A 22,904-nucleotide genomic window follows, 5' to 3' on the forward strand; every position below is an offset into this window, starting at 1 on the left:
GCGGTGGACGCGTCATCCGGGAGCGGGCGGGAGTTGCTGGCGGCGGCGGGGGTGCTGTTCCCGGACGGGCGGGGGCGGGTGCTGGTGGTGCGGTTGCCGTACGACCGGAAGCATCCGGTGGCGATCCCGGGCGGCGGGTGGGAGCCGCAGGACCGGTCCCCACGGGAGACCGCGCTGCGCGAGGTGGTGGAGGAACTCGGGTTCACGCCCCGGCTGGGGCCGCTGGCCTGCGTCGACTGGACGCTCGACCACTTCCGGCCGCCGATCGCCGCGTACCTGTACTGGGCGCAGCCACTCACCGCCGAACAGGCCGCGGCGATCCGGCCGGACGCGGCGGAGGTCGGCGGCTGGGCCTGGCTGACCCCGGACCAGGCGGGCCACGCGCTGCCGCCCCTGCTGTCCCGCCGGGTCACGGCCTGCCTGCGGGCGCCGCGGTCGGCCGGTCCGCTGGAGCTGGAGGACAGCAGGCCCGTGGGGCACACCCTCGACCACCTGCCGGCGGACGAACCGCCGCCCGCGTACACCGGGCTGGCCGGGGTCACCGCCCTGGGCCCCGCCCCCGGCGGGCCGGCGGCGGGGCCCGGGTACGAGCCGCCGATGGACCGGGCCACCTACATCGCCACCCGCCCGCGGATCCGGGCCAAAGCCCGGGCCCTGTTCACCGACGACGCCGGGCGGGTCCTGCTGGTCCGGCTGCGGCCGTGGGACGGGCCGCGCGGCCGGGTGCCGTACTGGACGCTGCCGGGCGGCGGGATCGAGGCGGACCGGGAACTGCCCCGGGCGGCCGTCCGGCGCGAGATCCGCGAGGAACTCGGCTGGGAGGTCGAACCGGGGCGGCTGCTGGCGCTGGACTGGCAGCCCGGATCGGCCGCCGACCCGGAGGCCGACCCGGCGACCGGGCGGGACACCGCCGTGCTGGTGTCCGTGTTCGACGGGGGCACGGTGACGGAGCGGATGCTCGGTTCGATCGCGCTGCCGGAGGAGGAGCTGGTGGAGTGGCGGCTCTGCGGCCCCGCCGAGGCACGGGCGCTGCTGACCGGCCCGTCCTGGGCCCGGACGGCCGCCGCGCTGGCCGCGCGGGAGCGGGCGGGCGGGCCGGCCGAGCTGGTGCGCGGACGCACCGCCGGGTAGCGGCGGGCGGGCCGGGCGGGCCGGGCGAGCTCAGGAGGGTTCAGGAGGGTTCAGGAGGACGAGTCGGGGGGACCGGCCGGGTGGGCTGGTCGAACCGGCTGGTCGGACGGGGCTGCCGGGCAGGGCGGACAGGGCCGGGTCGGGTGGGTCACACTGGGGCCATGCAGAACGGGATCACGCAGCACGGGATCACGGAGGCGCTGGCCGGCCGGCGAGTGGCGTCGGTCAGCGGCGGCGACCGGCTGGACCTCACCCTCGACGGGCCGGTGACCGTCCGGGTGGCGCACGAGTTCCGCCTCGCCGCGCCCTCCTTCACCGCCCCGGCGGAGGTCGAGCACTACTTTCCGGCGCTGACCATCCGCCCGACCGGCACCCTGCTCGCGCTCGTCGGCCGGACCGTCGACACCGCCGAGATCACCCTCGCCGGCGGCCTGGAGCTGGCCTTCGCGGAGGGCGGCGCGCTGTCCGTCCCGCCGCACGCGCAGCTCGCGCCGTGGAGCGTGGAGACCGCGGAGGGGGCGATGTGCGCGGGGCTGCCGGGCGGCGAGGTCCGGTGGACGGCGCCCGGCGCGGCCTGAGCCGACGCCGGGCCGACGCGTCGTCCGGTCGGACTCTCCGGCCTGTCCGCCTGTCCGCCTGTCCGAGCTGTCCGAGCTGTCCGGCCTGTCAGACCTCCAGGTCGGCCTCGATCCTGGTGAGCTGGTGGCGGGCCATCGCCAGGTTGGCCCGCGCCTTGTCCAGCGCCAGGTAGAGGAAGAGGCCCTTGCCGGTGCGGCCGGCGAGCGGCCGGATCAGGTGGTACTGGCTGCTGAGGGTGATCAGGATGTCCTCGATCCCGTCCTGTAGGCCGAGCATGTCCATGGTGCGCATCTTGGCGCGAACCACGTCCGTGTTCCCCGCCGCGGCCACGTTGAGGTCCAGCCCGCCGGGGCCGTCGAGGGTGGCGAGCGCCATGCCGCTGTTGTAGTCCACGAGTGCCGCGCCGATGGCGCCCTCGATGCTGGTCATGGCCTGCTTGAGCGCGCCGGCTGCGTCGGTCATCTGGGTAACTCCCTTTCGGTGGTGGTGTGGTGGTGTGCTGGTGTGCTGGGGTGGTAGGTGCGGTCGGGCCGGGGGCCTGACCGGTCAGGCCGGTCAGGCCGGGTCGCGGGGGTCCTTGGGCAGGAGGCTGTCGCTGAGCAGCCCGGCGATCCGCTGGGCCGAGCGGCGGGCCTCCAGGTGCAGCCGGCCGACATTGACGTCCGGGTGCGCCAGCAGGGCCAGCACGCAACTGCCCCCGGCCGCGTAGGTGGCGACGTAGCCGTGCTCGCCGCGCACCAGCGACTCGCGGAACTCGCCCTGGCCGGTGGTGTCGGCGAGCCGCTGGGCCAGCGACAGCGAGGCCGCCGTCATCGCGGCCAGGCCGGAGGGTTCCGCCCCGTGGGTGTCGTGCGCGACCAACAGGCCGTCCACGCTGGCCACCAGGCCACCCGCGAGGTGCGGGACGCGCTGCTTGACGGCGCGGAGCTCGGCGAGCAGTTCGGTCTCCAAGGCGATCAGTTGTCTCCTTCCGACACGCTGCTTGAGCGCCCGCCTCATGGCCGGGACGGCGGGGTCGCGGGTGGAGAGTGGTTCAAAGTCGGGCCTCCAGAAGGGTTCGGACCCGGGTCAGCAGCGCGATGTCCGGGTCGGGGACGGCCAGCGGGTGGGCCGTGGCCGTGGTGGGCGGGTGATCGGAGTGGGTGGGGGCCACGGGACCGGACGGCGTGGCGCCGGTGAGGGTGGCGCCGGGGACCCGGCGGTGCAGGCCTCCCGGCGGGCGGGCGGGGGCCGACGCCTCGGGGGCCGGCGCCTCGGCTTCCGCGACGGGCGTCGCGGGCCTCGGTGCCCCAGGTGCCACGGGCGTCGCGGGTGCCACGGATGTCGCGGGTGCCACTGATGTCGCAGCGCTCGGTGCCACCGCCGGTGCGGCGTGCCGCGGGGCGGCGAGCAGCCCGGCGGCGGCCAGGCGGCGGACGTCCGCCGTGACGCCGAAGCCGGACCGGCCGAGCAGGCGCGCGAGGTCCGCCGGGGTTCTTCGGCCGTCGGCGTGGTCCAGCAGTTCGCGCCGGCGGCGGCCGGGCGGGCGGTTCGACGGCCGTGGGACCGGCACCACCGGGCGGACCGGCGCGGTGTCGAGCTGCGGCCAGGGCCAGATCCGTTCCAGCAGCCGGCCCCGGCGCTCGACCTCGCGGCGCAGCCGGCCGGGGTCGACCGTGGCCACCGGGCCCAGCCAGTGCCGGGCGTCGGGCTCGAACCGCCAGACGCCGCCGGTCCGGTCGGCGAGGACGAAGAACGCGGCGTCGAAGAGCGTGCCCAGGTGGCCGAGTTCGAGCTCGCCCCGGGTGAGCAGCCGCCGTTCGACCAGGGCCTCACCGACCCGGGCGCGCGGGCCGTGGAGCCGGAGCAGCTCCGTCCACTGCCCGGGGGTGATCCGGCCGCAGCCGGTGAGCAGTTCGGCCAGGCCGGGCGCGCGCGGGGAGTCGGCGTGGGCCACCTGGCCGTCGACGAGGTGCAGGCTGCCGAGCGGGCCGCACAGGGCGCCGGTGGCGCGGCGGGCGGCGAGCAGGCCGAGGGCCTCGCCGGGGGTCTGCGGCGGTGCGGGCGGGCGGACGGCGGCGGGCGCGGCGGTCATCGGGGCCACCGGCCGGTGGAGCGCGGGCGGCGGGGGCGACCCGTCCGGCGTGCTGGCCGAAACCCGATGGCCGCGGTGGGCGTCCCGCTCACCCCAGCACCAGTTCCTCGGCGAGTGCCTGGAGGCGGTAGCGGGCGGCGGCGAGGTTGCCCTGGGCGCGGTCGAGCCAGAGGTGGAGGACGAGGCGGCTGTCGAAGACGGTGTCGATGAAGCAGATGAGGTGGTAGCTGCGGCCGGCGGTGACGATGACGTCCTGTAACGGCGACCGCCGGTCCTCCGCCCCGGTGAAGGTCTGGCTCTCAACGGCCGCCCGTACCAAGTCGGTTGTCTCGGCGGCCGCGGTCTCGTGGTCGCCGGTCGGGCACTCGCCGAGGCTGCCGAGCGCGAGTCCGCTGCTCCAGTCGACCAGGCTCGCGGAGCGTGCCCCGGAGATCGACATCGCTCCGGCGAGGCATTCGTCGATACCCGGCACACCGGCTCCTTCGAGGGGGTCTGGGCAGCCGGGCGCAGCACGGCACGGCCGGGCCGCCACCAGCAGTGGCGGGCTCGACACGGAAGGCTACTGCCGGATTCCATATGACGAACATTCCAATGGCATATTCACATCAGTAGCATCCACTTCCGGCCAAGGTATGACGAGGCGTCAGCCATCGCCGCCGGGCGAACCCGCTGGCCCGGGGACGGTCGCGGCCCGCAGTCCACCGCCACCCGCCGACCACCTGGCAGGGGAGCTTGGCCGAGAACCGGCCGCACGGCAGGGTTTCGACCGCCGTCATGCGGTAGAAGGACCGGGCGAGCAGGTCTACACCACCGGGTCGCCGCCCGACTGCCGCCGGGGCCCTCGGGCATGACGAAGGAGCCCCGGGCATGACGAAGGGGCCCGTTCCGCTGGACGGAACGAGCCCCTTCGGGTGGAGCGCCAGGCCCGGGTCGCACGGACTCTTCCTACTGAAAGTAGGACGTGCTCTGGTAGCACCGCTGACGCCTGTTCGGGAGGTTGTTTCCCTCCCGACGAGAAGAACATTAGCAGGTCATCACGCCTGCTCAGAAACCGGAGGGAGGAACGGGACCGGACCCGGCGGAACGGCGGCGACCCAACCCCGGCGCGGCGACCCCGACAGCCCCGGCACGGAGGGCGGTCAGGGCAGCAGCGCCCGGTAACCCGCGATCAGGGCGGTGAGGCCCAGCTCGAAGGCCCGGTCGGCGCGTTCGCGGCCGGCGGGGACGGCATCGAGGGCGTCGGCCAGGCGCGGGGTGGCGTCACGGTCGACGGCGTCGACCATGACGTCCGGGGCGACCAGGTCGAGGGCGGAGCCGAGGATGAAGCTCTCCAGGGCGGTGATCACGCCCATCACATCCCGTGCGGCGAAGCCCGCGCCCTCCAGGGTGGCGACGGCGCGCTCGTACAGCGCGTGCATGAACGGTTCGGCGAGCGGGGCGGTGGCGAGCAGGCGCACGATGCCGGGGTGTTCGGCGAAGGCGTCCCGGTAGGCGTGCGCCCAGGTGCGCAGCGCCGCGTCCCAGGGCTGGTCCCACATCGACTGCTCGCCGATGGTGCGGACGAGTTCGGCGCGCATCAGGGCGACGATCTCGGCCCGGCCGGCGACGTGGTGGTAGAGCGCGGAGGGGCTGACCTTGAGGGCGCCGGCGAGGCCGGGGATGGTGAGGTCGCCCGCCTCGTCGACCAGCCGCAGCGCGGTGTCGACGATGCGCTGCCGGTCCAGCAGGGGTGTGCGCGGCCTGGCCATGCCGGTTCCTCGTCTTTCGGGGAGTCCTTCGGGGAGTCCTTCGGGGGCCCTCGGGGAGTCCTTCAGGAAGCCTTCCGGAGGATCTTCGGGAGGGCGAGGGGCCGGAGAGCCCTCCGGAGAACCCTCAAGATCATCGTTACCCAAGCGTTACTGAATGGCTTTCAATAAAACTCTTCCGCACCCGCCGGTGCCGCGCCTACGGTAACCGAACCCCATTCGGTTTAGGCAGGTCGTCCTCGTCACCTGCCGCGACCCGGAGAGGACGCTCCCCCATGCGTGCCGACACGATCTTCACCGGCGGCCGGATCCACACCGGAGACCCCGCCCACCCCGCCACCCACGCCCTCGCCGTCACCGCCGGACGGATCACCGCCCTCGGCGACCCGGCGCTCGCCCTGCGCGACGACCGCACCGAGACCGTCGACCTGGCCGGCGGCGCCCTGCTGCCCTCCTTCGGCGACGGCCACCTCCACCCGCTGCTCGGCGCCATCGGGCTGCGCGGCGTGCCGGTGCGCGACTGCACCAGCCTGGAGGAGGTCGTCGAGGCCGTCCGCACCTGGGCCGCCCGGCACCCCGAGGCCGAGTGGATCACCGGGGACGCCGTCAATCCGTGGCTCGCCGAGGGCGGCCTGTTCGACGCCCGGCTGCTCGACGCCGCCGTCCCCGACCGGCCCGTCCTGCTACGCACCATGGACCACCACACCGGCTGGGCCAACAGCGAGGCGCTGCGCCGCGCCGGGTACGGGCCGGACACGCCCGACCCCGTGGGCGGCGAGATCGTCCGCCGCCCGGACGGCTCCCCGCTCGGCACCCTGCGCGAGTTCGGCGCCCTCAACCCCGTCCTCGCGCTCGTCCCGCCGCCCCCGCTCGCCGAACAGGTCGCCGCCCTGCGCGAGACCACCGCCGCACTCGCCGCCGCCGGGCTCACCTGGCTCCAGGACGCCTGGATCGAGCCCGCGCAGGTCGACACCTGGCTCGCCGCCGTCGCCGAGCACGATCTGCCCGTCCGGGCCGGGCTCGCCCTGCTGCTCGAACCGGACGGCTGGCGCGCACGGCTCCCCGCCCTGGCCGCCGACCGGGAGCGGGTCGAGGCCGGCGGGCGCGGCCGGCTCACCGCCCGGGCGGTCAAGTTCTTCGCCGACGGCGTCGTCGAGTCCGGGACGGCCGCCCTGCTGGCGCCCTACAGCGACTGCCCGCACTCCCACGGCGTCGCCAACTGGACCGGCGCCGAACTGGCCGACGCCGTCACCGCCGTCGACGCGCTCGGCTTCCAGCCGCACATCCACGCCATCGGCGACCACGGCGTCCGGATCGCCCTGGACGCCGTCGAGGCCGCCACCCGCCGCAACGGCCTGCGCGCCCGCCGCCCGGTGATCGCCCACGTCCAGCTGGTCGACCCGGCCGACCTGCCCCGCTTCGCCGAACTCGGCGTGATCGCCAACTTCGAACCGCTGTGGGCCCAGACCGACCCGCTGATGACCGAACTCACCCTCCCCCGGCTCGGCCCCGAGCGCGGCGCCCGGCAGTACCAGATCGCCGCGCTGCTGCGCGGTGGCGCCCGGGTCTCCTTCGGCAGCGACTGGCCGGTCACCCGGTACGAGCCGCTGGCCGGTCTCGCCACCGCCGTCACCCGGCAGACCCCGGACGGCCTGCCGGCCGGCGGCTGGCTGCCCGAGGAGCGGATCGGCCTCACCGAGGCCCTCGCCGCGTACTCGGCGGGTGTCGCGCACCAGGCCTTCGAGGAGGCGGAGTGGGGCGTGCTGCGGCCCGGGATGCGGGCCGACCTGGTGCACCTGGCGGCCGACCCCTACGCGGTGCCGGCCGACGAGCTGGCCGCCGTCCCGGTGGCCGGGACCTGGCTCGGCGGCCGACGCACCCACTGAAGCCGACGCACGCACTGACCCAGGGCGGGCCCCCCGTACCCGTCCGCCGGAACGCCCCCCACGGCGTCCGGTCCCCGTCGACCGCCCGCACCCGATCGGCGGCCGACCGCTCTACCCTCGTCCGTACGACCCCAGGAGAGCTCCCCCATGACCCTGCCCTCCGACGCGGCCTCCCCGACCGCACCCGGCTCCCCCCGCACCGGCCCCGGCACCGGCCGCGCCGGGCCCGACACCGGGCCCGACAGCACCGGGCCCGACACCGGGCCCGACAGCACCGGGCCCGGCACCGCAACCGCCGGCTCCACCGGCCCCGCCCGCCTGGAAGGCGGCGTGCTCGGCACCGGCGACATCGTCTTCTTCGTCGTGGCCGCCGCCGCACCGCTGACCGTGATGGCCGGCGTGGCACCGTTCGCGATCGCCTTCGGCGGCATCGGCACGCCCGTCGCCTACCTGGCCACCGGCGTCATCCTGGCCCTCTTCGCGGTCGGCTTCACCACCATGACCGCGCACATCCGCAACGCCGGCGCGTTCTACGCCTACGTCACCCGCGGCCTCGGCCGCCCCGCCGGGCTCGGCGCCGCGCTGCTCGCGGTGCTCTCGTACAACGCCATCCAGATCGGCATGTACGGCGCCTTCGGCTTCTTCGCCCACACCACCGCCGCCGACCTGCTCGGCCTGGACCTGCCCTGGCCGGTCTGGGCGCTGCTCGGCGTCGCGGCGGTCTGGCTCCTCGGCTACCGCTCGATAGACCTCGGCGCCAAGGTGCTCGGCGCGCTGCTGATCGCCGAGACCGGCATCCTGCTCGTGCTCGCCGTGGCGGTGCTGGTGCGCGGCGGCGCGCACGGGCTCGACCTGTCCTCGTTCGCCCCGCACAACGTGTTCTCCGGGGGCATGGGCGGGGTGCTCGGGCTCTCCTTCGCCGCGTTCATCGGCTTCGAGGCCACCGCCATCTACCGCGAGGAGGCCCGCGAACCACGGCGGACGGTGCCGCGCGCCACCTACGCGGCGATCGCCTTCCTCGGCCTCTTCTACACCTTCATCACCTGGATGATCGTGCAGGCTTTCGGCGCCACCGAGGCCGTCGCGACCGCCACCGCCGACCCGGCCGGGATGTTCTTCACCGCGATGACCGACTACGTCGGCGCCTGGGCCACCGACCTCCAGCGGGTGCTGATCGTGACCAGCCTGCTCGCCGCGCTGCTCGCCTTCCACAACACCATCACCCGCTACGGCTACGCCCTCGCCACCGAGCAGGCCGCCCCGGCCGCGCTCGGCCGGGTCCACCCGCGCCATGGCTCCCCGTGGATCGGCTGCATCGCGCAGTCGGTGCTGGCGGCGGTGGCCGTCGTGGTGGCGGCGCTGATCGGGGCCGACCCGTACAACCAGTTCTTCCTCTGGGTGAACTCCCCCGGCGTGGTCGGCATCCTGGTGTTGCAGGCGCTCGCCGGGCTGTCCGTGTACGCCTTCTTCCGTCGCAATCGCGAGGCGGCCGCGAGCGCCGGGGCGTTCCGGACGGTCGTGGCGCCGGTCGCCGCCACCGTGCTGCTGTGCGGGGCGACGGCGCTGGTGGTGTGGCGGCTGGACCTGTTCACCAATGCCGGACCGGAGGTCAACTGGCCGCTGGTGGCGATCGTGCCGGTGGTGTTCCTGACGGGCGTCGCCATCGCGCTGCGGCTGCGGGCGCGGCGGCCCGAGGTGTACGCCCGGCTCGGGATGTCGGAGGTCGACGCGGGCTGAGCTCGGAGGTCGACGGGCCGAGCAAGGCGGCGCCGCAGGGCTGGCCCACCCACCTCGGCCCCGGCCGGCGGCCTCAGGCCTGGCCGACCGCCTCGGCGAGCAGCCGGTAGGAGTCGAGGAGGGCGGCGCGGTCGTAGGTGCTGGTGGTGACCAGGAACTCGTCCGCGCCGCTGCGCGCCACCAGGGCGGCGAGTTCGGCGACGGCCCGCTCCGGGGTGTCCGCGATGTGGCCCTTCAGCGACTGCTCGTAGGCGGCCTGCTCGCGCGGGCTCATCGGCAGGGCCAGGATCTCGGTGGCGGGCGCCAGCGGCGGGAACTCGCCGTGGGTGCGGGAGTACGCGCCGGACCACGCCTCCGGAACGAGCAGTTCCCGCGCCCGGTCGGCGCTCCCGGCGACCGCGACCGTGCCCGAGACCACCACGTACGGCTCGGCGGCCTGCGCCGAGGGGCGGAACCGGCTGCGGTAGCGGTCGATCGCCGCGAGCATCCGTTCCTCTCCCCGGACGGCGGCGATGACCAGCGGCAGCCCGGCGTCGGCCGCCAGGTCGGCGCCCGCACCGGTGGCCAGGACGAAGGCCGGCACCCGCAGGCCCTCGGCCGGGCGGGCGTGGACGCCGGGGTGGGCCTGCTGCGAGCCGTCGAAGTAGCCGAGCAGTTCGGCCAGCTGGGCGCCGAAGTCGTCCGCGGAGTCCTTCTCCCGGCCCAGCGCCCGCCGCACCCCGTCGGTGAACCCGACCGAGCGGCCGAGCCCCATGTCGATCCGGCCGGGGAAGAGCGAGGCGAGCACCCCGAACTGCTCGGCCACCACCATGGGCTGGTGGTTGGGCAGCATCACCCCGCCCGTGCCGACCCGGATCCGGGTGGTGGCCGCCGCCACCGCCGCGGCGAGCACCGTCGGCGCCGATCCCGCCACCCCGGGCACGCCGTGGTGCTCGGAGACCCAGAAGCGGTGGTACCCGAGCCGCTCGGCCTCGCGGGCGAAGGCCACCGTGTCCCGCAACGCCTGCGCCGGCTCCTCGCCCCGTCTGGTCCGGGAGCGGTCGAGGACGGAGAGCCTGGTCATGGGCGCAGCGCTGGTCACGCGGTGGACAACGCCCGCCGCCGAGCCGGGCATTCCCCCCTCCGCCATGCCCCGGTACGGACGGGCCCCGGTCAGTCCGTGACGGCGAAGCCCTGCGCCGCGCCCAGCCGGTGCAGCGAGTCCTGCCCCGGGATCCCGTCCGCGGCGGCGTCGGCGTACCCGCACCGGCGCTGCCACCCGGCGTAGGCGGTGACCGTCAGGCTGCCGAACGAGCCGTCCACCCAGCGCTGTTCGAGCAGCCCCTCGTCCGCCAGGGCCTGCTCGACGATCGCCACCTCGGCGCCGTACGTCCGGTGCCCCTGTTCGGCGCCGGGGTCGGTCCGGGCCGCCGCCACGACGTGCGCGAGCGACACCGTCCGGGGACCGGGCAGGTAGCCGAGCAGCCGCCGCAGCGAGCTCTCCCCCGGCACGCCGTCCGCCGCCTGGCCGGAGTAGCCCAGACTCCGCTGGTAGTCCGCGTAGTTCTCGGTGTCCGCGTCGCTCCAGTTCGGCCCGGGGCCGGAGCGGTAGTGAGCGCCGAAGCCCTGGGCGACGAGCCCCCGGCCGACCACGGTGACCTGGTAGCCCTGGGCGCCGTAGCCGTACGGGAGGCCGTTGATGGTGGTCTGGTACCGGGCCGGGGTCGGGTCCGCCGGGGGGTGCTGCGAGGGCGAGGGGATCGGGGTGCCGGGGCCGGCCGTGAAGTCGGGCCAGGAGCCGGGGTCGGTGTGGTCGTTGAACGGGACGTGGGCGTGCGCGTACCAGCCGCCGCTGGCCTCCCACACCTGCTCGTCGCGGTCGCTGGTGAAGTCGACCGGCCGGCCCATCGGCCACACGTCGGGCACGCCCCAGGAGGCGATCCAGGCGTGGATCCGGTCCCAGCCCGCGCACGGGGTGTCGACCAGCCGCGGGTACACGGTGCCCTGGTAGGTGCAGTAGGGGAAGAACACCGCCTCGATCTGGATCACCACGCGCCCGGCCCGGTTGGTGCGGGTCGGGCTCGTCGTCGGGCTGAGCAGGCTCTTCGAGCGGGAGTCGGCCGGGAACAGCTGGGCGATCCGGCCGCTGAACGGGTCCCAGACCAGGTGCGGCGCGTCGCCGGCGCCGCTGCCGGTGAAGTAGTTCACCAGGTCCTCGTAGGTGCACCAGTCCTGCGGCGCGGCGGCGGTCGCGTTGCGGTCCCAGGTGATGTGGGCGATGGCTCTCGGGGGGTACTGCTGGTCGGTCGGCGCGTGGTCGCCGAGGTCGTGGATCTCGGCACCGGGCAGCCACAGGTCGGACATGCGGTCTCCTCCAGGCGGCGAACGGACGTCGTTGCGGGTATCGGCAGGTTCGCCCTCCGGATTGACCCCAACGGCGCAATGCACGGCAATGAACCACCCGCGCTCGCGCGCCCGTTCGGATCTGTGACGGGAATTCGTCCTCGCGTACGGACCCGGAGGCCCGCGCCGCGTGCCGCCGGACCCGTGCTCCACCCTGCCCGGAAGGAAGCCCGAGAGCCTCCGGAAAGCCGTCGGGCGGGGGCGCATTCCACCCCGCCGCAGCCGCTCTGTCAATCGTTGACTTCGGAACTGGTCTAGTCCACGGTGGTGCGCGAAAAGCACTCATACCGTCATCACCGCCACGATTCTGACGAACCGACGGAGATTCCACCGTTATGCAACGAGTCTGCCTCGCCCTGCCCACCATGCGATCCTGCCCCGACACCATCGTGGAACTCGCCGAGGAGGCGGCCTACGCCGTCGCGAACTTCGACGTCGAGGTGCACCTCCTCATCCTCGACACCACCGACGCCGCCCAGTTCGCGGAGAACGCGGGCGCCGTGGCCGCCCTGGAGCCCACCCCCGGCGTGGTCGTCCACCACCTCGGCAACGCGCAGCAGCGGGAGTTCCTGCGCCGGGTGGCCGAGCGCTCCGGCGCCGCCGACCCGGAACTGCTGCTCGACATGATGCTCCCGCCGGCCGTCGCGTACGGCTCCTGCGTCAACCGGCTCTTCCTGGGCGCGGCCGCCCTGGGCTGCACCTCGGCGCACCTGCGCAACGACGACGCCGACTTCCAGGTCGTCGACGGTCGGAAGATCTTCCCGATCCACCACGAGCTGCTCTCGATCGGCCGACCGGCCGGCGAGGCGGCGGCCGGTGTGACCCGCTCCGAGCTCGACCCGGCCGACGCGGACAAGCCGGTGATGCTGGTCAGCGGCTCCTTCATCGGCGAACTCAACGTGGACATCAGCGAGATCCACGAGTTGGACCCGGACATCTACCGCGACGTGGTGCGCCTGTGGACCCCGCCGGTGTGGCCGGAGGAGGACCGGGACGCGATGGTGGACGTCTCGTTCAAGGGCGCCGGCTCCGAGCCGTTCACCACCGACGAATCCGTCCTCGGCGTGCCCGACATCTGGGACGTCTACATGTGCAACATCGCGCTGGACCACCGGGCCTACGAGGTGCTGCCGCTGCTGCCCTCGGTCAAGACCATCGGCAGCGACTACGCCCTGCTGCACGCCATGGTCCACTCCCGGCTGCCCGGCGTCGTCCACAACCGCCACATCGTCAACTACTACACGCCCGAACGCCGCATCGGCGCCGGCTTCATCTCCTACCAGATGCGGTTCGTCAAGTTCCTGCTGTCGATGCTGTACCTGTACCCGGTCTACGGCGGGATGATCGACCTCGGCCGCGGGCTGCTGGACGAGCGGCACGGGCTGAAGGTCGAGCCGATCCTCGACCTGGTGCGGGGCAGCGTCGACTGGGACCGGGCCGGGAACGAGTACTGCCTGGACGTCCTGGACCGCTCCTACCGCAAGCTTGGCGGCAAGTACGCCGAGCTCGCGGACGCGGTGGCCGAGCAGCGCCAGCAGCTCCTGGACGAGGCGCAGGAGGACGCCGAGCGCTGGGCGGTGCTGATGGGAGCGTGGGCGTCGCTGGTGGCCGCCTCCCGCGCGGAGGGGCTCGGCACCGCCTCGGAGGTTGCGGCCGGGTGAGCGAGGACCTCCGGATCCGGCTCCTGGCCGAGGGCGACTGGGATGCCGTGGTCGCCCTGGAGCACGACGCCTACGCGGCCGACGGACTGTCGGAGGGCCGGGAGGCGCTGCAGTCCCGCGCCCTCGCCTCGCCGCGGACCTGCTTCGTGCTGGAGCAGGACGGCACCGTCCGCGGCTACCTGCTGAGCCTGCCGTACCCACCGCTGCGCTGCCCGGACCTCGACCGGCCGGAGGAGGCGGTGTTCGCGTCGGACAACCTGCACGTGCACGACCTGGTGATCGCCGAGGACCTGCGCGGCCGGGACGTCGCACTGGGGTTCATCCGGCACTTCCGGGAGCAGGCGTCCGAGCAGGGCTTCGAGCGGATCTCCATGGTCGCGGTCCGCGGCACCGACATCCTGCTGCGGCTGCTCGGCTACCGCGCCCACCGCGAGGTGACGGTGCCGTCCTGCTACGGCAAGCGCGCCGTCTACATGTCGATGCCGGTGGCAGCCGGCTGACCTTCACTCGTCCGGAGTAGTCCGGGCTGCGGCACTCACCCCGTCGAGTGATGCTGCTGACGGCTGCGCCCAGCCGCCAGCAGCATCACCACCGACCGAGGGAGAGCGCATGAAGGCCGCCGTCGTCCACGACTTCACCGCGCCGCTGGTCATCGAGGACCGCCCCGTCCCCGAGCCCGCGCCGCACCAGGTCCGGGTCAGGATCGAGGCGTCCGGCCTCTGCCACACCGACATCCACGCCGCCCACGGCGACTGGCCGGTCAAGCCGAGCCCGCCGTTCGTGCCCGGCCACGAGGGCGTGGGGATCGTCGAGGCGGCCGGCGGGGAGGTGCGCGACGTACGGGTCGGCGAACGGGTCGCCATCCCCTGGCTGGCCGACGCCTGCGGGCGCTGCGACCAGTGCGTCTCCGGCTGGGAGACGCTCTGCCTCCAGCAGCACAACAGCGGCTACTCGGTGGACGGCGCCTACGCCGAGTACGCGCTGGCGCACGGCGACTACGTGGTGCCCGTCCCCGACGGCCTCGACCCGCTCGACGCCGCGCCGCTGTCCTGCGCGGGCGTCACCACCTACAAGGCGCTCAAGGTCTCCGGCGCCCGCCCGGGCACCCGGGTCCTGGTCTCCGGCATCGGCGGGCTCGGCCACCTCGCGCTCCAGTACGCGCGGATCTTCGGCGCCGAGACCATCGCGGTCGACGTCACCGACGACAAGCTCGCCCTGGCCCGCGAACTCGGCGCCGACCACGTCCTCGACGCCCGCACCCAGGACGTCGCGGCGGAGGTCCAGCGGCTCGGCGGCGCCCACGCGGCCATCGCCCTCGCCGTCAGCAACGCCTCTTTCCAGGCCGCTTACGGTGCGCTGCGGCGCGGCGGCACGCTCGTGCTGGTGGCACTCCCGGCCGGCGGGAAGCTCGAACTGCCGGTGTTCGAGACCGTGTTGAACGGCACCAGGGTGATCGGCTCGATCGTCGGCACTCGCCAGGACCTCGCCGAGGTCTTCCGGCTGCACGCCCTCGGCCGCACCCGCGTCATCCTTGAGCCCCGCCGCCTGGAGGAGGTGAACGCCTGCTTCGACGAGGTGCTGGGCGGCAAGGTCTCCGCCCGGCTGGTCTTCGACCTGCGCTGAGCGACCTGCGTCGAGCAACCTGCGCTGAGCCCGGCCCCGGCCGAACGGGTGCGCCCACCGGTCAGCCTCGCCCGCCGGTTCGCCGCGCCCGGCATCCGTCCGTCCCCCGTCGGGACGCGGCTCGCGGCCGATCCGCCCCCTTGACCGGCCCGTTCGGGCACCAGAGGCCCCGCGGGTCACGCCCGCCCCACCCCCGTCCGGGCCCGGTTGCAGTTCCGTCTCCGTTCCGTCCGGTGGGGGGCGCGGCGCCGCCCGGTCCGGGATCGTGGGGGCAACGACTCGTTGGGCGGGGGGAGTTGCCGTGGGGGACGGCCAGGAGTTGGTGCCCGTGGTGGTGGGCGTGCTGGTGCGGGCGGCTGAGGGGGTGGCGGCCGGCCCGGGGCGGGCGGTCGCGGATCTGGTGCGGGTGCGGCTGCGGGCGACGCCGGAGGGCGCCCGGGCCGTGGACGCGGTCGAGGCGAACCCGGGGGACGCCCGGGCGCGGGCCGGGCTGACCGCCGCCGTCGGCGAACTGCTCACCGCGGACCCGGCGTTCGCGCGGTACCTGGCCACCACCGAGCTCGGCCGGCCCGCCGACCCGCCGACCGTCCACCTCCGGGTCGATCCGGCCGTCGCCGGGGCCCAGGCCCGGGCCGCCCGGATCGGCGCCGCCCCCGTCCTCGTCACGCTGGCGCTGATCGTGGTCGCCGCCCTGGTCGCCGTCGGGATCAACCTGGGCTCGCGCCCGCTGCTGCGGCCGGGCGGGCCCGACCTGGCCCACGCCGGGCGGACGCTGCGCGACCCGGCCCAGGTTCAGGGTGTGCTACCCGACCTGCGGGCCATGCCGGGCGGCTGGCAGGTGGAGAGCGGCCCACAGTCGGGAGCGGGCCCGGGCGAGGACGCGCCCTGCCTGCTCCCGGACACCTGTGACCAGCAACTCGCCTACGCCACCGTGACGTTCCGCGCCGTGACCACGCACAGCGCACAGTTCACCGTGGTCACCTTCGCCTCCGCCGACGCCGCCGGCCGGGCCTTCGACGCGATGCTCGCCCACGTCGGCGGCGCCGACGCGGCCGCCGCCGTCCCCCTCCCCTCGATCGGCGACCAGCGCGCCGCCCGGACGCACGGTGCGGAAGGGGCGGAGGCCCTGGTGCGGGTCGGCACCACGCTGCTGTACGTCCGCGATTCGGGCCCGGGCTCCGACGCCGCCACTCCGGTGCTGGTCCTGTTCGCCCGCCTGCTGGCCGAGCGCGCCCAGCAGGCCGAGGACGGCCGCGAGCCCGACGCCGCCGCCCAGGGGGCCACCGCCTGACCCGGCCGCCCGCAGCCCCTGCTTGAACGCGCCGCACCCCGACCGAGCCGGTCGCCGGGTGCGGCTGCCGTTGCGCCGGGACAAGGGTGGGGCCACCGGTGAGGCCGCGAGGGGCCCGCTCCCCCGAATGCGTGTATCGCTCTCTTGACTGACGTCACCAACACGCCATACTGGCCTCACTCCCCGCTCGCACGATGAGGTGCCCGCCCATGGAGCTATCCCCCTCCGCGCACGTGGACACGTTCTGCCGCGACCATCTCCCACCCTTCGACCAGTGGCCAGAACTCCGCTTCGACATACCGGAGTTGTTCTATCCGGACCGGCTGAACTGCGCCCAGGCGCTGCTCGACGGAACGATCGCCCGGTACGGCCCCGACCGCCGCTGCCTGCTCACCCCGACCGGCCAGTGGACCTACGGCGAACTGCGCGACCACGCCGACCGGGTGGCCCGGCTGCTGACCGAGGACCTCGGCCTGGCCACCGGCAACCGGGTGCTGCTCCGCGGCCCCAACACCCCCTGGCTGGTGGCCTGCTGGCTCGGCGTCCTGAAGGCCGGCGGCGTCGCCGTCAGCACCATGCCGCTGCTGCGGGCCGCCGAACTGACCGGACTGCACCGGATCGCCCGGCCCACCATCGCCCTGTGCGACCACCGCTACCTGGACGACCTCGCCCGGGCCGAGACACCCGGCCTGCGGGTGCTCGCCTTCGGCGGGCCCGGCCCCCAGGACCTGACCGCCCGCTGCGCCGCCAAGAGCGGCGGCTTCACCGCCGTGCCCACCGCCGCCGACGACGTCGCGCTGATCGCCTTCACCTCCGGAACCACCGGACGGCCCAAGGCCACCCTGCACTTCCACCGCGACGTGCTCGCCAACGCCGACACCTTCTCCCGCCACCTCCTGCGCCCCACCCCCGACGACCTGTTCGCCGGCACCCCGCCGCTCGCCTTCACCTTCGGACTCGGCGGCCTGGTGGTCTTCCCGCTGCGCGCCGGCGCCGCCAGCCTCCTGCTGGAGCAGGCCACCCCCGAGCAACTCGCCGAGCAGGTCCACCGGCACCGGGTCGGCGTGCTGTTCACCGCGCCGACCGCCTACCGGGCGATCCTGGCCGCCGGGCTCGCCGACCGCCTGTCCGGCGTACGGCGCTGCGTCTCGGCCGGCGAGCACCTGCCCGCCGCCCTCTGGGAGGCCTTCCACGCGGCCACCGGGCAGCGGCTGATCGACGGCATCGGCGCCACCGAGCTGCTGCACGTGTTCATCTCCGCCGCCGACGGCGACATCCGCCCCGGCGCGACCGGCCGCCCCGTCCCCGGCTACCGGGCCGCCGTCCTGGACGAGCAGGGCCGGCCGGTGCCGGACGGCGTGCCCGGTCTGCTCGCCGTCAAGGGCCCGACCGGCTGCCGCTACCTGGACGACGAGCGCCAGCGCGACTACGTCCGCAACGGCTGGAACCTCACCGGCGACACCTACGTCCGCGACCGGGACGGCTACTTCTGGTACCAGGCGCGCAACGACGACATGATCGTCTCGGCCGGCTACAACATCGCCGGCCCCGAGGTCGAGCAGGCCCTCGCCGCCCACCCCGACGTCGCCGACTGCGCGGTGGTCGGGGCGCCGGACGAACGGCGCGGCACCGTGGTGAAGGCCTACGTGGTGCTGCACGAGGGCGCGCCCGCCGGGCCGGAGCAGGTGCGGAGCCTCCAGGAGCACGTCAAACGGACCATCGCCCCGTACAAGTACCCGCGCGCGGTCGAGTTCGTCACCCGGCTGCCGCGCACCGCCACCGGCAAGCTGCACCGCGCCGAGCTGCGCCGGCGGGCCGCGACCGCCCCGGCCAGCGTGGCGATCGAACGGCGGGTCGAGTGGTCCGACACCGACGCGGCCGGGCACTACCACTTCTCGGCCGTCCAGCGCTGGGCCGAGGCCGCGGAGGCGGCGCTGCTGCGCCGGCTGGGCCTGGCCGAGCTGTTCGGGCGGATCCCGCGGGTGCACTTCGAGGCCGACTACCGCGAGCGGCTCTGGTTCGGCGACCTGGTCCGCACCGAGCTGCGGGTGGTCCGGGTCGGCGGCTCCTCGCTGCACTACGCCTTCGAGGTGTACGGCCCGCAGGGCCTGGCCGCGTCCGGGCGGATGTCGGTGGTGCACGCCGCGCCGAACGCCAAGGGCGCCGAACCCTGGCCCGCGCCGGTGCGCCGCGCGCTGGCCGAGGCCGGACCGCAACAGCCGGAGGTGGTGCGGTGACCACCGCGGCCCGCACCACCACCACCGCCCGTACCACCGCGGCCCGCCGCATCGCGGTGATCGGCGCCGGTCCGGGCGGGCTCTACTTCGCCGCGCTCGCCAAACGGCTGGCACCGCACCGGGAGATCACCGTCTTCGAACGCGACGGCCGGGAGGACGAGTTCGGCTTCGGCGTGGTGTTCTCCGACGAGACGCTGGACGGCATCGCCCAGGCCGACCCGGAGGTCTTCGCCGCCATCGGCGCCGAGTTCGCCCGCTGGAGCGACATCGACATGCACTACGCGGGCGAGGTCCGCACCTGCGGCGGGCACGGCTTCGCGGCACTCGACCGCAACCGGCTGCGCGCGATCCTGCAACAGCGCTGCGAGCAGCTCGCGGTGGACGTGCGCTACCGCACCCCCGCCCCTCCGGTCGACCGGCTCGCCGCCGAGTACGACCTGGTGGTCGCCGCCGACGGCATCCACTCGGGCACCCGCGCGGCCTACGCCGACACCTTCCGGCCCGACCTGGACGAGCGGCACTGCCGCTACATCTGGCTCGCCACCGACAAGGTCTTCGAGGCCTTCACCTTCATCGTCGAGCGGTTCGACTTCGGCACCCTCCAGGTGCACGCCTACCCGTACAGCGCGACCCGTTCCACCTTCATCGTGGAGCTCTCCGAAGACGCCTGGCGCCGCGCCGGGTTCACCGCCCTCGCCGCCCGGGAGCCGGCCCGCGGCGAGAGCGACGAGGCGAGCGTGCGGCGCTGCGCGGACCTGCTCGCCGGGCACCTGGACGGCCACCGGCTGATCCCGAACGCCTCCCGCTGGATCCGCTTCACCACCGTGCGCAACGCCCGCTGGCGCCACCGCAACGTGGTGCTGCTCGGCGACGCGGCGCACTCCGCGCACTTCTCGATCGGCTCGGGCACCAAGCTCGCCCTGGAGGACGCCCTCGCGCTCGCCGCGAGCCTGCACGAACAGCCGGCGCTGGAGCAGGCGTTGGTCGCATACGAGGCGGAGCGGCGCCCGGTGGTGGAGTCCACCCAGCGGGCCGCGCAGGCGAGCCTGGAGTGGTTCGAGACGGTGGAGCGGCGCACCGGGCAGGGCGCCGACCGGTTCGCGTTCAACCTGCTCACCCGCAGCCGCCGGGTCACCTACGGCAACCTGCGGGCCCGCGACCCCGACTTCGTCGACGCGGTGGACGCCGCCGCCGGCGGCCCGCCCGGCGTGCCGCCGATGTTCCGGCCGCTGAAGCTCGGCGCCCTGGAGCTGCGCAACCGCGTCGTGGTGCCCCCGCTCGCCACCTTCACCTCCACCGACACCCTGCCCAGCGGCTTCGACCGGGCCCAGCTGACCGCGCACGCGCTCGGCGGCGCCGGGCTGGTCCTCGCCGGGATGGCCGCCGTCAGCCCCGGGGGCCGGGCCACCGACCGCTGCCCGGGGCTGTGGAACGACCGCCAGGAGACGGCCTGGCGCGAACTCGTCGACGCCGTCCGCGCGGTGAGCGACACCCCGGTCGGCCTCCAGCTGACCCACGCCGGCCGCCGGGGCGCCACCGCCGCACCCGGCCCGGACGGGATCGGGCGCCCACTCGCCGACGGCTGGCCGCTGCTCGCCGCCTCCCCGCTCCCCTGGGGCCCGGACAGCCCTCCCCCGCACCCGGCCACCGCCGCCCAACTGGCCACCGTGGTCGCGGACTTCGCCGAGGCGGCGGAACGCGCGGCACGGGCCGGCTTCGACGCGCTGGAGCTGCAGTTCGGCCACGGCCACCTGCTCTCCGGCTTCCTCTCACCGCTGACCAACCACCGCACCGACCGCTACGGCGGCCGGCTCGCGCACCGGCTGCGGCTGCCGCTGGAGGTGCTGGCGGCCGTCCGCGCGGTCTGGCCTGCCGGGCGGCCGCTACTGGTGCGGATCTCGGCCTGCGACTGGGCGCCCGGCGGCACCACCGGACCGGAGGCCGTCACGATCGGCCGCGCGCTGGCCGACGGCGGGGCGGACGCGGTGGACGTGTCCACCGGCGAGGTGGTCGCCCACCAGCGGCCGCCGTACGGACGCGGGTACCAGACCCCGTTCGCCGAGCTGATCCGCGCCGCCACCGGCCTGCCGACCATCGCGGTCGGCGCGATCTCCGGGCACGACGACGCCAACTCCGTGCTCCTGGCCGGGCGGGCCGACCTGGTCGCGATCGGGCGGGCCCAGCTGTACGACCCGCTCTGGACGCTGCACGCCGCCGCCGAGCAGGGCTACACCGGGCCGGGCGCGCACTGGCCCGGCCCCTGGTCGGCGGGCAGCCGCAGACCACCGGGCCCGAACGCCGACCGGGTCGCACCGCGCCTGCACCTGCTCGCCGAGCCCGCCGCGCCGGTGCACCGCCGCTGGCCGCCGCCCACCCCCGAACCGCGCTGAGCAGCCGAGGAGGAACCATGCCCGACCTGCCCCGCTTCACCGCCGCGGCCGTCCAGGCCGCCCCCGTCTACCTGGACCCGGCCGCCACCGTCGACAAGGCCGTCGCCCTGATCCACGAGGCGGCCGGCCACGGCGCCGCCCTGGTGGTCTTCCCCGAGGTCTTCGTCCCCGGCTACCCGTACTGGAACTGGACGATGAACCCGGTGCAGGGCTCGCCCTGGTACGAGCGCCTCTACCGCGCCGCCGTCGACGTCCCCGGCCCGTACGTCGACACGCTGCGCGCCGCCGCCCGGCAGGCCGGCGTGGTGCTGGTGATCGGCGTCAACGAACGCGGCCAACACAGCCTCGGGGTGCTCCACAACACCTTGCTGATCATCGGCGCGGACGGAGAACTCCTCGCCGTGCACCGCAAGTTGGTGCCGACCTGGGCCGAGAAGCTGACCTGGACGCCCGGCGACGGCAGCTCCCTGCGGGTGCACCGCACGGCCGTCGGCCCGCTCGGCGCGCTCGCCTGCGGCGAGAACACCAACACCCTGGCCCGCTTCACCCTGCTGGCCCAGGGCGAACTCGTCCACGCCGCCAGCTACATCGCCCTGCCGGTGGCCCCCGAGGACTACGACATGGCGGAGGCGATCGCGCTGCGCGCCGCCGCGCACTGCTTCGAGGGCAAGCTGTTCACCGTGGTCTCCTGCTCCACCATCTCGCCCGAGATGGTGGACCTGATCGCCGGCGACGACCACCAGGTGCGCAAGCAACTCGCCCGCCCGCGCAGCGCGTTGTCCGGCATCTTCGGCCCCGACGGACGCCCGGTGGGCGAGCCGCTGGTGGACGAGGAGGGCATCGTCTACGCCGAGATCGACCTCGGCCGGTGCATCCAACCCAAGCAGATGCACGACATCGTCGGCCACTACAACCGCTTCGACGTCTTCCGGCTGCACGTGGACAACCGCCCACTGCGGCCACTGGTGTTCCCGGAGGAGCAGGCATGACCAGCCACGACGGCACGACCGACCGCCACGGCACCGCCGACCAGGGCCGCACGGCCGACCACGACGACGACCAGCTCGGCCGAGCCAGGGTCACCGACAGCCCCGAACTCACCGCCTACTACGAGGAACTGGCCGAGCACGAGGCCGGCGCCCTGTGGACGGTGGCGAACGAGATCGAGCCCTGGTACCCGCAGCCCAAGTCGGTGCCGGTGCTCTGGCGCTACGCCGACCTGCGCCCGCTGGTCCGCAAGGCGCTGCCGCTGGTCAAGGCCGACGACGCCGGCCGCCGGGTGGTGATGCTGGTCAACCCCGGGCGCCGCGAACTGAGCGCCGCCGTCGGCCTGCTGTACACCGGCCTCCAGATCATGGGCCCCGGCGAGGCGATGACCGCGCACCGCCACCAGGCCGCCGCCCTGCGCTTCGTCCACGAGGGCACCGGCGCCTGGACGGTCGTGGACGGCCAGAAGCTCAGGGTCGGCCCGCGCGACTTCGCCATCACGCCCAACAACTCCTGGCACGAGCACGGAAACGAGTCCGACGACGCCCCGGTGATCTGGCAGGACGGCCTGGACATCCCGCTGGTCAACATGCTCGACGCGAACTTCTACGAGGTCCACCCGGAGCTGTACCAGCGGCCCGGCCCGGTGGTGAACTCCTCGCTGCTGAGCTACGGCGGCAACCTGCTCCCGTACGGCGTCGAGACCTGGAGCAGGCCCTACTCCCCCCTGCTCGGCTGGCCCTGGGAGCCGAGCTACCACGCGCTGTGCCGACTCGCCCGCGCCACCGGGGGATCGCCGTACGACGGCGTCATCATGGAGTACACCAACCCGGTCACCGGCGGCCCGGTGATGCCGACCATGGCCGCCCACCTGCAACTGCTGCGCCCCGGCCAGGCCACCCGCGCCCACCGCCACACCGGCTCGGTGGTCTACACGGCGGCCAAGGGGCGCGGCGTCTCGGTGATCGCCGGGCGGCGCTTCGAGTGGCAGCAGGGCGACGTCTTCGTCGTCCCGTCCTGGGCCTGGCACGAGCACGCGAACCTCGACCCCGGCGAGGACGCCTGCCTGTTCTCCTTCAACGACTTCCCGGTGATGCACTCGCTCGGCCTCTACCGCGAGGAGGCCCACCCGGCGCACGACGGGCACCAGGGCCCGGCCTGACCCACCGGACACGCGCCCC

Annotated in this window: 18 protein-coding genes and 2 pseudogenes; 13 read left to right on the top strand and 7 right to left on the bottom strand. The window is 74.7% G+C overall.

Annotation, left to right across the window (positions count from 1 at the left end; translation table 11 throughout):
- Positions 1-3 precede the first annotated feature (3 nt).
- Both AC07AL_RS14935 and AC07AL_RS14940 read left to right on the top strand, forming a co-directional pair.
- Entirely contained in the window at positions 4-1,131 is a 1,128-nt protein-coding gene (locus AC07AL_RS14935; protein ID WP_363585192.1) for an NUDIX hydrolase, read from the top strand.
- Positions 1,132-1,292: 161 nt separating this feature from the next.
- Positions 1,293-1,709: a DUF6188 family protein gene (locus AC07AL_RS14940; RefSeq protein ID WP_363620949.1), complete on the top strand. Its 417-nt coding sequence runs from the start codon at positions 1,293-1,295 to the stop codon at positions 1,707-1,709.
- A gap of 88 nt (positions 1,710-1,797) precedes the next feature.
- On the opposite strand, the gene AC07AL_RS14945 is transcribed toward AC07AL_RS14940, so the two are convergent.
- From AC07AL_RS14945 to AC07AL_RS14965, 5 genes are all read right to left on the bottom strand, one after another.
- A complete protein-coding gene (locus AC07AL_RS14945) occupies positions 1,798-2,172 on the bottom strand; it encodes a hypothetical protein (protein ID WP_063350272.1) in 375 nt (124 codons plus the stop codon).
- A gap of 93 nt (positions 2,173-2,265) precedes the next feature.
- Positions 2,266-2,661 (bottom strand): roadblock/LC7 domain-containing protein, encoded by a 396-nt coding sequence (locus AC07AL_RS14950; protein WP_350879110.1) that lies wholly within the window; start codon positions 2,659-2,661, stop codon positions 2,266-2,268.
- Between the two features lie 82 nt (positions 2,662-2,743).
- Positions 2,744-3,784: a hypothetical protein gene (locus tag AC07AL_RS14955; protein ID WP_478317612.1), complete on the bottom strand. Its 1,041-nt coding sequence runs from the start codon at positions 3,782-3,784 to the stop codon at positions 2,744-2,746.
- Positions 3,785-3,872: 88 nt separating this feature from the next.
- Positions 3,873-4,256 (bottom strand): hypothetical protein, encoded by a 384-nt coding sequence (locus tag AC07AL_RS14960; protein WP_063350270.1) that lies wholly within the window; start codon positions 4,254-4,256, stop codon positions 3,873-3,875.
- Between the two features lie 667 nt (positions 4,257-4,923).
- A complete protein-coding gene (locus AC07AL_RS14965; RefSeq protein ID WP_363585199.1) occupies positions 4,924-5,532 on the bottom strand; it encodes a TetR/AcrR family transcriptional regulator C-terminal domain-containing protein in 609 nt (202 codons plus the stop codon).
- Positions 5,533-5,804: 272 nt separating this feature from the next.
- On the opposite strand from AC07AL_RS14965, the gene AC07AL_RS14970 reads away from it, so the two are divergent.
- Positions 5,805-7,415, top strand: a complete 1,611-nt coding sequence (locus tag AC07AL_RS14970; protein ID WP_363585201.1) for an amidohydrolase — start codon at positions 5,805-5,807, stop codon at positions 7,413-7,415.
- A 147-nt stretch (positions 7,416-7,562) separates the two neighbouring features.
- Complete coding sequence (locus AC07AL_RS14975; protein ID WP_478317613.1) at positions 7,563-9,152, top strand: APC family permease; 1,590 nt, start codon at positions 7,563-7,565, stop codon at positions 9,150-9,152.
- Positions 9,153-9,225: 73 nt separating this feature from the next.
- Here AC07AL_RS14975 and AC07AL_RS14980 read toward each other — a convergent pair whose 3' ends face one another.
- Positions 9,226-10,215, bottom strand: a complete 990-nt coding sequence (locus tag AC07AL_RS14980) for an MsnO8 family LLM class oxidoreductase (RefSeq protein ID WP_363585205.1) — start codon at positions 10,213-10,215, stop codon at positions 9,226-9,228.
- A gap of 89 nt (positions 10,216-10,304) precedes the next feature.
- Positions 10,305-11,495, bottom strand: a complete 1,191-nt coding sequence (locus tag AC07AL_RS14985; RefSeq protein WP_363585207.1) for a peptidoglycan-binding protein — start codon at positions 11,493-11,495, stop codon at positions 10,305-10,307.
- Positions 11,496-11,869: 374 nt separating this feature from the next.
- Between AC07AL_RS14985 and AC07AL_RS14990 the strand changes: the two genes are divergently transcribed.
- The 9 genes and pseudogenes from AC07AL_RS14990 to AC07AL_RS15030 all read left to right on the top strand — a co-directional run bounded on the left by AC07AL_RS14990 (position 11,870) and on the right by AC07AL_RS15030 (position 22,885).
- Positions 11,870-13,195 carry a DUF6271 family protein gene (locus tag AC07AL_RS14990; protein ID WP_363585209.1) on the top strand — a complete coding sequence of 442 codons (1,326 nt, stop codon included), beginning with the start codon at positions 11,870-11,872 and terminating at the stop codon, positions 13,193-13,195.
- On the top strand, positions 13,192-13,695 hold the full coding sequence (locus tag AC07AL_RS14995) for a GNAT family N-acetyltransferase (RefSeq protein WP_363629493.1): 504 nt from the start codon (positions 13,192-13,194) through the stop codon (positions 13,693-13,695). The genes AC07AL_RS14990 and AC07AL_RS14995 overlap by 4 nt, the downstream gene beginning before the upstream one ends.
- A 109-nt stretch (positions 13,696-13,804) precedes the next feature.
- Positions 13,805-14,818 (top strand): alcohol dehydrogenase AdhP, encoded by a 1,014-nt coding sequence (gene adhP / locus AC07AL_RS15000; RefSeq protein ID WP_363629495.1) that lies wholly within the window; start codon positions 13,805-13,807, stop codon positions 14,816-14,818.
- A 301-nt stretch (positions 14,819-15,119) separates the two neighbouring features.
- Positions 15,120-16,109 (top strand): hypothetical protein, encoded by a 990-nt coding sequence (locus tag AC07AL_RS15005; protein WP_400985875.1) that lies wholly within the window; start codon positions 15,120-15,122, stop codon positions 16,107-16,109.
- Positions 16,110-16,318: 209 nt separating this feature from the next.
- Positions 16,319-17,944: pseudogene (locus AC07AL_RS15010) on the top strand (AMP-binding protein); the annotation flags it as partial.
- Positions 17,945-18,022: 78 nt separating this feature from the next.
- Positions 18,023-18,346: pseudogene (locus AC07AL_RS15015) on the top strand (acyl-CoA thioesterase); the annotation flags it as partial.
- Entirely contained in the window at positions 18,343-20,736 is a 2,394-nt protein-coding gene (locus AC07AL_RS15020; protein WP_478317614.1) for an oxidoreductase, read from the top strand. The pseudogene AC07AL_RS15015 and the gene AC07AL_RS15020, both read left to right, overlap by 4 nt.
- A gap of 17 nt (positions 20,737-20,753) precedes the next feature.
- Positions 20,754-21,725, top strand: coding sequence for a carbon-nitrogen hydrolase family protein (locus AC07AL_RS15025; protein ID WP_363585217.1), 972 nt, complete (start codon positions 20,754-20,756; stop codon positions 21,723-21,725).
- Positions 21,722-22,885 (top strand): cupin domain-containing protein, encoded by a 1,164-nt coding sequence (locus AC07AL_RS15030; RefSeq protein WP_478317615.1) that lies wholly within the window; start codon positions 21,722-21,724, stop codon positions 22,883-22,885. The genes AC07AL_RS15025 and AC07AL_RS15030 overlap by 4 nt, the downstream gene beginning before the upstream one ends.
- The last annotated feature ends 19 nt before the right edge of the window (positions 22,886-22,904 follow it).

This window comes from Kitasatospora sp. NPDC043949 (assembly GCF_056435365.1).

What these genes read in the sequence shown, in the direction of transcription:
- AC07AL_RS14940 (WP_363620949.1), top strand. Translation starts at nt 1,293, where the DNA reads ATGCAGAACGGGATCACGCAGCACGGGATCACGGAGGCGCTGGCCGGC.
- AC07AL_RS14945 (WP_063350272.1), bottom strand. Translation starts at nt 2,172, where the DNA reads ATGACCGACGCAGCCGGCGCGCTCAAGCAGGCCATGACCAGCATCGAG.
- AC07AL_RS14955 (WP_478317612.1), bottom strand. Translation starts at nt 3,784, where the DNA reads ATGACCGCCGCGCCCGCCGCCGTCCGCCCGCCCGCACCGCCGCAGACC.
- AC07AL_RS14965 (WP_363585199.1), bottom strand. Translation starts at nt 5,532, where the DNA reads ATGGCCAGGCCGCGCACACCCCTGCTGGACCGGCAGCGCATCGTCGAC.
- AC07AL_RS14970 (WP_363585201.1), top strand. Translation starts at nt 5,805, where the DNA reads ATGCGTGCCGACACGATCTTCACCGGCGGCCGGATCCACACCGGAGAC.
- AC07AL_RS14975 (WP_478317613.1), top strand. Translation starts at nt 7,563, where the DNA reads ATGACCCTGCCCTCCGACGCGGCCTCCCCGACCGCACCCGGCTCCCCC.
- AC07AL_RS14980 (WP_363585205.1), bottom strand. Translation starts at nt 10,215, where the DNA reads ATGACCAGGCTCTCCGTCCTCGACCGCTCCCGGACCAGACGGGGCGAG.
- AC07AL_RS14985 (WP_363585207.1), bottom strand. Translation starts at nt 11,495, where the DNA reads ATGTCCGACCTGTGGCTGCCCGGTGCCGAGATCCACGACCTCGGCGAC.
- AC07AL_RS14990 (WP_363585209.1), top strand. Translation starts at nt 11,870, where the DNA reads ATGCAACGAGTCTGCCTCGCCCTGCCCACCATGCGATCCTGCCCCGAC.
- adhP (WP_363629495.1), top strand. Translation starts at nt 13,805, where the DNA reads ATGAAGGCCGCCGTCGTCCACGACTTCACCGCGCCGCTGGTCATCGAG.
- AC07AL_RS15025 (WP_363585217.1), top strand. Translation starts at nt 20,754, where the DNA reads ATGCCCGACCTGCCCCGCTTCACCGCCGCGGCCGTCCAGGCCGCCCCC.
- AC07AL_RS15030 (WP_478317615.1), top strand. Translation starts at nt 21,722, where the DNA reads ATGACCAGCCACGACGGCACGACCGACCGCCACGGCACCGCCGACCAG.